Here is an 11,979-nt window from a genome sequence, read left to right as displayed (position 1 = left end):
GGCTCAGAAATCGATCGCGGCGAAGAACACCGCGAACAATCCATCGAGGACGATGACCATGAAGATGGACTTCACGACTGAGGCGGTGACGTGGCGGCCGAGCGATTCAGCCGAGCCTTCCACGGCGAAGCCCTCGATCGTGGCGAGGATCCCGATGATCAGCGCCATGAACGGCGCCTTAATCAGGCCGACCATGACGTGGTGCACGCCCACCGCCGCCTGGAGCCGGACCAGGAACTGATCCAGCGTCAGGCCGCCGTACAGCATGGCGGTGAGGCCGCCGCCGGTGAGCGCGGCGATGTCGCCGATCAGGGTCAGCATCGGCAGGCCGACCATCAGGGCCAGCACCCGCGGCACGATCAGGATCTCGACGGGATCGAGGCCCATGACCCGCAGGGCATCGACCTCCTCGCGCATGCGCATCGAGCCGATCTCGGCGGTGATCGCCGAGCCGGACCGGCCCGCGACCATGATCGAGGTGAGCAGCACGCCCATCTCACGCAGGATCAGCAGCCCGATCAGGTTGACCACGAAGGTCTGGGCGCCGAAGCGCTGGAGCTGGAAGATGCCCTGCTGGGCGACGATGCCGCCGACCAGGAACGAGATCAGCACGATGATCGGCGTGCCGTTGAACGCCACCTGCTGGATCTGATTGACCAGCGCCGTGCCCCGGAACGTCCCCGGCCGCAGGGCGACCCGCCCGCAGGCGGCGATCACCTCGCCCAGGAAGGCGAGGGCGGTGACGAACTCGTGGCCGCCGCGCACGGTCTCGCGGCCGACCGTGTCGAGGGCGCCGAGGATGCGGCCGGGCCGGGCCGGTGGCGCGGAGTCGGGCTCGCGCAGGCGGACCTCGCCCAGCAGGGTGCGGTGCTCGGGCCGCACGCCGACATAGGTCAGCGCGCCCCCCGCCTGCGCGATCTCGGCGCGGGTCCGCTCGAGCACCCAGGCGCCCAGCGTATCCAGCCGTTCGATCCCCGACAGGTCGACCGCCACCGCGCCGGCCCGGCCGGCGGCCAGGAGACGCGCGGCGTTCGCTTCGACGGTCGGCGCCTGATCGGCGGTCCAGCGCCCGTCGAGCGCCAACCGGCCTTCCGCCGGCCGGTCCCGCAGCGACGCGCCGGGAACCATGCCCTCGCTCAGCAAGACCCTCACTCCTCGATTGGAGGCACCACCCTGCCGTGGGGTTATGTCGACATTACGGTTGACGATCCGTGTCCAACGTCACCCCCTTGGCGCGGCCGGAGGCGAGCGCCAAGCCCAGCCCGCAGGCGGCCAGCGGCGCCATCAGCAGGAAGGCGAGGGGGCCGCCGGCCCGGTAGGCGACGCCGCTCAGCAGGGTCGCGCCCACGGAGATGCTCGCGTTGACGGCGCTGAGCGTGCCCTGCGCCCGCCCGCGCGCGCCCTCGGGAGCGAAGGCCGAGACCGCGGCCATCGCGCCGAGCTGCGTCGCCCCGAAGGTCAGGCCGTGCAAGCACTGGAGCGGCACCAGGGCGGCCAGGTGGTCGCCGAGGAGGTACATGCCGACGGCGCGCAGGATCGCGGCGCCGGCGCCGAGGGTCAGGAGCCGCACGGGGCTGCGCCAGGACGCGGGCAGGGCGGTGATGCCGGCAAACAGCGCGATCTCGGCCAGAACGCCGGTCGCCCAGAGCGCGCCGACCCAGACCGGCGATATGCCCTGGCTCGTCCAGTAGATGCTGCCGAACCCGTAGATCGCTCCGTGGCTCGCCTGGATCGCCGCCGCCGCGCCGATGCAGAGCCACAGTGTCAGCGGCAGGCGCGGCCGGACGGCGCCGGCCGGGACCTGGGGCAGGGCCACGACCGAGCGGCTGCGCCAGGCAACGAGTCCCGCCGCCAGGGCGAGGCCGGTGAGCAGCAGCGGCACCGCCAGTTGGCCGCCGAGCGCCGAGAGCAGGAGGCCGCCCGCCAGGTTGGCGAGCAGGAACGCGATGGAGCCCGCCATCCGGATCCGGGCATAGACCAGGCGGGCGTCGCGGCGCACGGCCGCCAGGGTCAGGTAGTCGATGCACGGGACGAGCGGCGCGCCCGCGACGGCGTTGAGGATGACCAGCATCGCGAGAAAGGGCCAGCCGATCCCGGCGGCGCCGGGCATCAGCGCGTAGGTCAGGCTGAGAGCGAGGCTGCCGAGCAGGATCAGCCGGCGCGGGCCCAGGCCCCGGTCGAGCAGGCTCATCAGCGGCGCCGTCGCGACGATCCGCGTGGCGATCGGCAGGGCCAGGAGCACGCCGATCACGCCGGCATCGAGGCCGAGGCCATCGAGCCAGAGCGGCATGAACGGCATCGCGATGCCGATCTCGGTGAAGACGACGGCGTAGAGCAGCGACAGGCGCGCCGGGCCGGATGGACGAAGCACGGATGGGGGGTTTCTCGGAGGAGGCGGGTTGGAAGCCCGGACGCCGTAAGCGCCCGTTAAACCCTCCCTGTCAATTTGCGGACCTCCGGGTCGTGCCGTGTGCCGGCCGTCGCCGCACCCGCCTTTCGGGTTCGGAGGGATCCCATGTCCGGTTCTGCCCCCGCGAGTGCCCCGGCCGAATACGAAGCGATCGAGGCGACGATCGGCCTCACCGAGCGCGGGCGCTGGTTCCTGGCCGAATACGCCCGCCGCAACCGCGCCGCCGAGACCGAGATGCTGCTCGGGGCGATGAGCCGGCTCGAACGCGCGGTGACCACCGACCGGGACCACCAGACCTTCGGGCAGTTGCACGGCAATCTCGTCGAGATGGCCGCGGCGATCAGCCAGACCAAGGCCGAGATCGCCGCGATCAGCGCCCGCGACAGCAAGCAGACCCGCCTCACCCAGGCTTCCCTGGCGCTGGACGCCATCGTGCGGGAGACCGAGCAGGCGACCTCCGACATCCTCGGCTCGGCCGAGGCGATCCAGGAGGCGGCCTGGACCCTGCGCGAGCGGGGCGCCGACGCCCCGACCTGCGACACCCTCGATCGGCACGCGACGGCGATCTACACCGCCTGCTCGTTCCAGGACCTCACCGCCCAGCGGACCGCCCGGATCGTCTACACCCTGCGCTACCTCGAAGACCGGCTCGCGTCGATGATCGCGATCTGGGGCGGCGAGCCCGAGCGGGTCCCGCCGATGCCGCGCGATCCGGCGATCGGCCCGGAGGCCCCGCCGTCCGATCTCTGCCAGAGCGACATCGACCGCTACATCGCCCTGGAGGTCCCGGCCGTCACGGCGGCGGCCCGCGTCGCCCACCCCGGCAGCCCGCCGCTCCACGAGGATATCGTGTTCCTGCCGGTCTCGAACCGGGAGGGGGCCGAGGTATTCGGAGCGGCCGAGGCGCCCGCCCCGGTCATGCTCGGCGACGACGCGGTCGATCAGGACGATGGTGCCGATTCAGCACCCGAAGAGGACTGGCCCGACGCGGATTGGGCCGACCCTGATACCGCCGCCCCGGAACCCGCCGCCGAGCCGGAGGCGCCGATCCTGAGCTTCGCGGCGATCGACGCGCTACCGCCGGAGCAGCGGCTCGCCCTGTTCGCCTGACGGCGCCGAGTGGCCCTGCTATCAGGGGCGCCCGCCCGCCGAGGGTCGTGAGGCAGAAAACCCCCGTGGCCCTGAACCTGATCAAGCTCTGCGTCGGACCCGCCTCCATCGCCGACCTCGAAGCCCGTCAGGAGCGGTACCGGGCCGAGGCTTTGCGCGAGGGCCGGCCGGCCGACCCGTTCCATGTCACCCGCACCCTGCCGAAGCGCCATCGCGAGATTGCCGGCAAGGGCTCGATCTACTGGGTGATCCGCGGGACCCTGTCCTGCCGGCAGGCGATCACCGCGATCGAGAAGCTGACGGACGAGGACGGCATCCCGCGCTGCCGGCTGGTCTTCGACCCGCGCCTCGTTCCGGTGTCGCCCCGCCCCTGCCGCCCGTTCCAGGGCTGGCGCTACCTCACGGCCCGCGACGCGCCGGCCGATCTCGGGGCCGGGCAATCGGGCGACCTTGCCGAGATGCCCGAAGCGCTACGCCGCGAGCTGGTCGGCCTCGGCCTCCTGTAAGGGGCTGTCGGGCCGATCTTTCCGACCAAAGCCCTCATCCTGAGGCGCTGCGCAGCAGCCTCGAAGGAGCCCTCCAGCCAGCCCGCGCGATCCCTGGAGGGCTCCTTCGAGGCCTCCGCTGCGCTTCGGCACCTCAGGATGAGGGCGGAGATTGGGATATCGTCAGCCGGAACCGCCGTGCGAATGCCATCGGGCGGTCAGACAGGCTCTGGCCCGGTTTCGCCGGCGCGGGCGCTGTGAGCGCCCGCACCGGCTGTCGTCCTACGCGCCGTCGAACCGCCCGCTGGCATGGGCCAGCATGGTGTAGACCTTGCCGGTCTCCGAGGTGAGGTAGGCGTCGGTCCGCTTGGCGTCGCTGTCGTTCTTGACCACGTCGCCCAAAAGCCGCTCGAACTCACCCACGTAGCGGTCGACGCTGCGGCGGAACTCCGCATCCGACCGGTAGCGGCGCTGGATCTCCGCGAAGGTTGTCCGGCCCTGCGGCGTGTAGATGCGCGGGTCGAACAGGTTCGGCTCGCCCCGGCGATAGCGCTCCCACAGGTCGACCACGGTCCGGTGCTCGATCATCCGGGCGATGTCGGTCGAGATCGTGTCCAGGGCGATCCGGCCGGTCTCTGCAGGAGCCTGAGACGATGCCGGGGACGATGCCTGGGGCTGACGCCCCGCCGGAGCAGCGGCGGTGGTCGCCTCCGCCTCGGCATCGTCATCCTCATCCAGGGAGGCGCGGGTCAGCAGGTCGGACAGCCAGCCGCGCTTGGCGCCGCCGGCCGTCATGGCGACGGGACGGGCGGTCGCGGAGGGCCGCGGCGCCTCGATCCGGGCCGGGGCTGCGGTGGACCGCGCCGGAGCCGCGGGCGCCGGCAGGGCCGGAGCCGACACGGTCTGGACAGGCGCCGCGGACGGAGCCGGAGCGCTGCTGGCCTGCGGCGCCGCGACGGCGCGGGAACCGCCCTCCGCCACCCGCCGCTGGGCCTGCGGCTGGGCGACATCCACCGAGCGGGTGGTGCGGGAGACCAGGGCCGACAGCTCGTTGAGCGCCTTGATCTGGTCGGCCACCACCCGGCGCATCTCGCCGGTGGCATCCTGCGTCTCGCGCGGCAGATCGAGGACGCCCCGGGCGAGTTCGGCGCGGGTCGCGTCGAGTTCGCCACGGATCGAGCCCGCCATCTCCCGCAGGGACGACACGGAGGCGCCGAACTTGGTCTGCGCCTCGTCGAGACCGCTGCGCATCTCCCGCGCCGCCTCCTCGATGGCCTGGCGCACGCCCTGGGCCGCCTTCTCGCTCTCGGCCCCGGCGCTGTCCTTCAGACCCTCGAAGGCGCTGGTGACCGAAGCCCCCGCCCCCTCGGCCGAGCGCGTCAGCGACTCGCCAACGGCGCAGGCGCGCTCCTCGGCACTGCGCAGCGTGCGCTCGATCGTCTCGGCGAGCGCGCCGCCCTGCTGCTCCAGGGCGCTGGCGCGGGTCTCGAAGCCCGCCAGCGCCTCGGCCAGCGCCGCCTCGCGGCCGGACAGGGTCGCCCCAAGCCGCTCCTCGATCGCGGCGAGCGAGGACGCCGCCCGGTCGAGCGCCGAGACGTGCACCGACGTCTGCTCGCCCAGCGCGCGGCCCCGTCCATCAAGGGTCTCGGCGAGGCCGGACGCCTCGCGAAGCGCCGTATTGGCGACCTCGCGCAGGGCCTCGACCTGGGCCGCGACGCCCGCGGTGGCGCGGCCGGTCTCGGCGGCGATGCGCTGCAGCGCCGACTGGACCTGCTCGACCCGGCCCGCCAGACCCTGCTCGATCGCGCCGAGATTGGTGCCGGCTCCGGAGACCAGCTCGCCGAGTGCCGCGTTGGCGCCCTCGATCCGCTGGAGGACGGCGCCCAGCTCCCGGCCGAGCCGGTCGTTGGTCTCGAACAGCTCGGTGAGGGCGCGGCCCGCACCGTCGTCGATGGCGGCGCGGAGCAGCTCGGCCGAGGCCCGCGACTGCGCGGCGAGTTCCTCGGTCTGCAGCCGCAGGGTCTCGGCCAGCGGCACGCCGGTCTCGATCAGCACCCGCTCGATCGAATCGGCCCGGTCGGCCAGGGCCCGCGACAGGTCGAGCATCGGCCCGTCGATGGCGGCGCGCAGGCGCGCGACATGCCCTTCCAGGCTGTCGCCGACCGCACGGCCGCTGCCGTCGACGCTGGCGATCAACGCCCCGCCCTTCTCCTCAATGGCGCGGACCAGCGCCTCAGCGCTCTCCGCGAGACGGCGGGACAGGGCCTCGCCGCGGGCATCGACCAGGGCGCCGAGCGCGGTGGCGCGGCGCTCGAAGCCGGCCCCCAGAGCCTCGGTGCGGGCATCGATCAGGCCCGCCAGCGCGGCCTCGCGCCGGCTAAGCGTCTCGGCCAAGGCGGCGTTGTGCGCGTCGACCTGCTCGGCATGCGCCCGCGCCCGCTCGTCGAGGGCGGCCACCAGGCTGGCGGTGCGCTCGTCCATGAGACCCGCGAAGGCGTCGTGGCGGTCGTCGAAGGCGTTGGCCAGCGTCTCGGCGCGCTGGGCGACCAGGGTGGCGAACAACCGCATGCGGCTGTCGATGCGCTGGGTGAAGGCGTCGGCGCGGGCGTCGACGCCCCGGGCCAGGGCCTCAGTCTGCGTCTCGACGGAGTGGACCAGGGCGGCGGTGCGCCCTTCCACGACGCCGTCGAGGTCACGGATCCGGGCGTCGAAGGCCTCGACCAGCGAGCCGGTGCGGCCTTGCGCGGCGTCGAGCAGCGACTGGCTGCGCTCGTCGACCAGCGCCTCGATCGCCGAACGCGCCTCGTCGAAGGTCGCGCGCAGGGTCTCGATCCGGGCGTCCAGGAGGGCGGCGACGCCCGTGGGCGCCGCTTCGAGGAGGTTGCGCAGGTCCTGCGTACGCGCCTGGACCGCCATGGCGATCTCCCGGCCGCGGTTCTCCACGGAGGTTTCGAGACTGGCCTGCGCCCGCTCGAACAGGGTCCGGAGCTGGCCGCTGCGGGCCTCAAGGGTCTCGGCGAACTGGTTCTCGCGCGCTTCGAGCAGGCCGGCGATGGCCGGGCTCGCCTGCTCGATCGCCCTCTGCAGGGCCTCGGTCCGATGCTCGATCGTCCCGGCGATCTCGCGGCTGCGGCCGTCGACCATGCGGTCGATCTCGGCCTGAGCCCGCGCGAACAGGCCTTCGAGCTGGCCGCTGCGGGCCTCGAAGGCCTCGGCGAGCTGGTGCTCCCGGGCTTCCATCAGGCCGGCAATGGCCGGGCTCGCCTGCTCGATCGCCGTCTGCAGGGCCTGGGTCCGATGCTCGATCGTCCCGGCGATCTCGCGGCCGCGGCCGTCGACCATGCGGTCGATCTCGGCTTGAGCCCGCTCGAACAGGGCCTCAAGCTGCCCGCTTCGGGCCTCGAACGCCTCGGCGAGCTGATGCTCGCGGGCCTCCATCAGGCCGGCGATGGCCGGGCTCGCCTGCTCGATCACGCTCTGCAGGGCCTGGGTGCGATGCTCGATCGTCCCGGCGATCTCGCGGCTGCGGCCATCGACCAGACGGTCGATCTCCGACTGCGCCCGCTCGAACAGGGCGCGCAGGTCGGCGAAGCGCGCGTCCAGCAGGTCGGCCATGTCGGTGGGGGCGGCATCGAGGGTCTGGCGCAGGCCCTCGGTCCGGGTCGTGATCGTGTCGGCGAGTTCCTGGCCGCGCACCTCCACGAGGTCGCGCAGGCCGGCCTGTGCCTCCTCGAACAGGGCCCGCAGGCGCTGCGTGCGGCTGTCGAGGGTGGCGGCGAGCTGGCGCTCCCGGGTCTCGACCAGGGCGGTGACGGCGGCGGGCGCCTCCTCCAGCATCGTCCGCAAGGCCTGGATCTTGGTGTCGACCGAGGCGGCGAAGCGGCCACCGCCGCCTTCCACCACCGCGTCGAGGGCGTTGTGGGCTTCCTCGAACAGGGTCCGCAGGCCCTGGGCGCGGGCCTCCAGGGTCTCGGCGAGGCGGTTGCCGCGGCCCTCGACCAGATTCTCCAGATGGCCGAGACGCTCGTCGAACAGGCTGCCCAGAGCCTGCGTCCGGGAATCCAGGCTGCCGGCGGCGTTGCCGTAGGCGTCCTCGACGGCGGCGATCAGGGCGCGGCTGCGCGTATCCAGCGCCTCGTTGAGCGGGCCCATGCGGCCGTCGAGGGTGCTGGCCAGGGTGCCGGCATGGCCGTCCAGCATCACGCGGATCTGGTTGGTGCGGTCGTCGAGCAGGCCGTGGACCGAGCGCACGCCCTCATCGAGCAGGCCGCTGATATCGGCGGTGCGGCTCGACAGGGTGTGGCCCAGGCGGCCTTCGCCGGCCTCCAGCATCCGCTCGGCATCCGCGATGGTCTGCTGCAGCTTCGACAGGACGCTCTCGCCGCGCTGGTCGATCAGCTCGGCCAGCGAGGTGCCGCCGCGGTCGAACAGGCGGGCCAGCTCGGTGATGCGGCCGCCGATGGCGCCGAACACGCTCCGGCCCTTCTCGTCGAGTTCGCTCGACATGGCGGTGATGCGCTCGTCGATCAGCTTCGCCAGCAGTTCCGAACGCTCGGCAAAGGCCGCGCGCACGGCCTCGGTCCGGGCGGACAGGGCGGCGTCGGCGCTCTGGGCGCGCTCGTCCACCAGCTGGACGATCTCCTGCACGCGCCCCGACAGCGAGGCTTCGAGAACGCGCGTCGATTCCGCGACGGCGCCGGTGAGGGTGCCGATGCTCTCGGCCATCGCCTTGTCGATGCCGCCGGTGCGGTCGGTGATCGTGGCGACCAGGTCGCGGGTGCGGCCGGCCAGTTCCTCGTCCACGGCGCGGGTGCGCGCCTCGATCAGGCGGATCGCCTCGAAGGCCTGCACGCCAAAACTCTCGTCCACGAGGCGGGCGCGCTCCTCCAGGGCGTTGGCGATCTCCTGCAGGCGGCTGATGACGCCGGCATCGAAATGCTCCGCGCTGCCCGCGATGCGGCGGGCCATCTCGGCGGTGCGCCGGTCGATATCCTGCCCGAGCCCTTCGGCCCGGCCGTCGAGCACCGCGACCAGGTTGCGGCTGCCCTCTTCCATGATCCGGGCCATCTCCCCGGTCCGGGCGGCCAGCGCCTCGTTCAGGGCCTTGCCGCGGGAGTCGATCCGGCCGTCGACGTGGTCGACCAGGTTCGCCACGACCTCACCGATCTCGGCCGCGCGCTGCGCCGAGCGCGCCTCCAGGTTGCCGAGATGGGTCTCGACCAGGCTGCCGGCCTCGCGGGCGCGGGTCGCGATGGTCTCGGCCACCGCCTGGCCCTTGACGGTGATGAGCCGGTCCATCTCCTCCAGCCGAGCCCCGACGTTCTCGCCCAAGGTCGCGGTGTCGCGGCCGATGCGGTCGGCCAGGATGTCGCCGCGGGCGATGGTCTCCTGCAGGGCGGAGAGGCGGCTGCCCAGCGTCTCGTCGATGGCCCGGACGCGCACGTCCACGGTCTCGGCGAAGCTCGCGCCGGTCTGGCTGAGGGTGTCGGCGATGCGCGCGCCCTGACTCGCCACGGCGAGCACGATGTCGCGGCCGGTGCCGCTGATCCGGGTCTGGGTCTCCTCGGCATGGCTCGCCAGCAGCTCGGCGACGCCCTTGCCGTGCGCACCGAAGGCGGCCTCCATCTCGCCGATGCGGGCGGCGAGGTCGTCCGAGATAGCGCGGGCGGCCTGGGTCAGGCTGCCGGTGGCGTCGCCGGTGCGGGCGGACAGCTCGCGGTTGAGATCGTCCAGGGCGGCGCGCAGGGCGGCCACCGCCGCGGCGCCGCGCTCGCCGAACTCGGTGCCGGCCCGGTCGGCGGCGTCGCGGAAGCGGGCCAGCAGGCCCGCAGTCTCGGCCTCGACGGCGCTGGTCACCTCGGCCGAGCCATGGCGCAGGGTCTGGAGGGTATCGACCAGGCGCGCGGAGGCCTCGCGGGTCTGGGCCTCGACCTCGCCGGTGACGGCGCTCGCCGAGCCGCGCAGGGACTGGACCGCGGAAGCGGCGCCGGCCTCGAAGCCGTGGCCGAGCGCCGAGAAGGCGCTCTCCAGGCTCTCGGTGGCCGTCTGGGTCCGCTCGGTGATGTGCCCGCCGGCCCGCTCGGCCGCGGCCGCGACGCGGGTCTCGAGATCCGAGGCCTGCACCGTCACGGTGTCGTGCAGGCGCGCGGCGATGCCGTCCATGCGCTCGGCCAGGGCGTTGCCGCGGTCCGCGACCGTCTCGGCGATCCGCTCGGCGGTGCCGATCAGGTCGTCGCGCACCGCGCCGGCCTGGTTGGTCAGCGTCTCGCCGACGCCGCCCATGGCCAGCGCCAGGGCGGCCTGGGCGTCGCGCCCGCGGCTCTCGATCGCCTCGGCGACGGAGAGGCCGGCGGTCTCGATCTCGGTGCGCAGGGCCAGGCCGCGGCCGGCGATGTCCTGGGTGAGGGCCGCGCCGGTCTCGGCGAAGCGCGCGGTAATCTGGGTGCCCATCGCGCCGAAGCGCTCGGTCAGCTCGGAGCCCCGCGACAGGAAGGCGTTCTCCAGGCCGATCACCGAGCGCTCGAAGCTCTCGCGCACGACGCCCCCCTGGCGCTCCAGGGACTCGCTCACGCGCAGGCCGGTCTCGGCGAGGCTCTGGGCCACGGAGGCGGTGCTCTCCGCGATCCGCCCGGTGAGGGCGGTCCCGGTCGCCTCGAAGGCGCCGCTCACGTCGCGGGCACGGGTCTCGAAGGCCCGCGTCAGGGTCTCGCCGACTTCCAGGAGGCTGCCGCGCACGCCCTCGCTCGTGTTCGCGAGGCTCTCGATCAGCTCGTCGCCGCGCCCGGTCATCAGGTTGACGACCCGGTCGCCCGCCTCGCCCAGGGAGGCGGTGATGGCGGCGCCGCGGGCGTCGAGCGCCCCGGTCACGCGCTCGCCCGCGCCGGTGAGCGCCATGACGATCCGCTCGGACGCGCCCTCAAGCTCCTGGCTCAGGCTCTGGTGCGAGCCGGTGATCGCGCCGCGCACGCGCTCGGCATTGGTGACGATGGATTCCCGCTGGGCGACCAGCTCCTCGACCAGGGAACGGATGCGGATCTCGTTGTCGGAATAGGCCCGCTCCAGGGTGGCGATCTCGCCGCGGACCAGGGTCTCCAGCTCGCCGGCCCGGGCCAGCGCGCGCTCGACGCCGTCGCCGACCGCGGCGACTTCGCGGCGCACGGTCTGCGACATGGTCAGCACGGCGTCGGTGGAAAAGCTCTCGGGCTCGGCCAGGCGCACCGCGACCTCGCCGACCGCGCGGGCGACGAGGCGCATCTCATGGGCCCGTGCCGCCAGCATGGCGGCGATCACGAACAGCACGACCGGGCCGAGCAGGGCGGCGGCGCCCACGGTCGCCTGGAGGGCGGTGAGGCCGGAGACGACACCGCGCAGGTCGCCGCCGGATTGCAGCCAGGCGACCAGCACCAGGCCGGCGATCCAGGTGAGGCCGGCCAGCAACGCGAACAGATAAGGCTTGGGCGAGGAGCGCACCCGCAGGGTCTGCTGCAGGATGCCGATGTTGCGCCGGTCGTCGTTCGCCACCAGCGAGCGGTCGGGCGGCAGCAGGCCGCCCTCGCGGCGCGGGCGCTCGCGGCCGGGCGGGGGCAGGTCGGAGGCGAGCGGCGGATCGAGGTCGAGGCGCGGCGGCATCTGGCGGCCGGCCGGATCGAGGGCGCCGTCGAGCAGGGGATCGGCATCCCCGACATCGGGCAGGCGCGGCTCTGCGCGGCTCTCGGTGCCGGTCGGCGTCAGGGCGTCGAGGTTCAGCGCCTGCTCGATCGCAGAGAGCGCGGCCTCGGCCGGGTCCTTCAGCTTCTTCTCGGTCGCCATTCAACGCCTCGTCACACGGGTTTCACCGGCACCTGGGGAGGCTGATGCCAGAGACGCAACTTCCCGTTTACCATTACAGGATTAGACGCGGACACCGATTGCCGATACCCGAGCCGCCGTCCGACCCCAGAAACCGTTAACGCTATGGTTACTGCGGCCGCTGCC

At 73.3% G+C, this 11,979-nt stretch carries 5 protein-coding genes; 2 read left to right on the top strand and 3 right to left on the bottom strand.

The genetic code is table 11. The annotated features are described in order from the left end of the window. Positions 1 to 3: 3 nt before the first annotated feature. Both MKL20_RS25715 and MKL20_RS25710 read right to left on the bottom strand, forming a co-directional pair. Positions 4 to 1,128 carry an ABC transporter permease gene (locus MKL20_RS25715; RefSeq protein ID WP_244039064.1) on the bottom strand — a complete coding sequence of 375 codons (1,125 nt, stop codon included), beginning with the start codon at positions 1,126 to 1,128 and terminating at the stop codon, positions 4 to 6. Positions 1,129 to 1,195: 67 nt separating this feature from the next. Next, complete coding sequence (locus MKL20_RS25710) at positions 1,196 to 2,371, bottom strand: MFS transporter (RefSeq protein ID WP_244039030.1); 1,176 nt, start codon at positions 2,369 to 2,371, stop codon at positions 1,196 to 1,198. Between the two features lie 144 nt (positions 2,372 to 2,515). On the opposite strand from MKL20_RS25710, the gene MKL20_RS25705 reads away from it, so the two are divergent. Then, entirely contained in the window at positions 2,516 to 3,520 is a 1,005-nt protein-coding gene (locus MKL20_RS25705; RefSeq protein ID WP_244039029.1) for a hypothetical protein, read from the top strand. A 65-nt stretch (positions 3,521 to 3,585) separates the two neighbouring features. Then, positions 3,586 to 4,026: a DUF1489 family protein gene (locus MKL20_RS25700; RefSeq protein WP_244039063.1), complete on the top strand. Its 441-nt coding sequence runs from the start codon at positions 3,586 to 3,588 to the stop codon at positions 4,024 to 4,026. A gap of 261 nt (positions 4,027 to 4,287) precedes the next feature. On the opposite strand, the gene MKL20_RS25695 is transcribed toward MKL20_RS25700, so the two are convergent. Continuing rightward, complete coding sequence (locus MKL20_RS25695; protein WP_244039028.1) at positions 4,288 to 11,814, bottom strand: hypothetical protein; 7,527 nt, start codon at positions 11,812 to 11,814, stop codon at positions 4,288 to 4,290. Positions 11,815 to 11,979 lie beyond the last annotated feature (165 nt).

Source organism: Methylobacterium sp. E-066 (assembly GCF_022829635.1).
Classification (GTDB): domain Bacteria; phylum Pseudomonadota; class Alphaproteobacteria; order Rhizobiales; family Beijerinckiaceae; genus Methylobacterium.
Note: the sequence above shows the minus strand (reverse complement) of the source record. Positions and strands in the feature narration are given on the sequence as shown.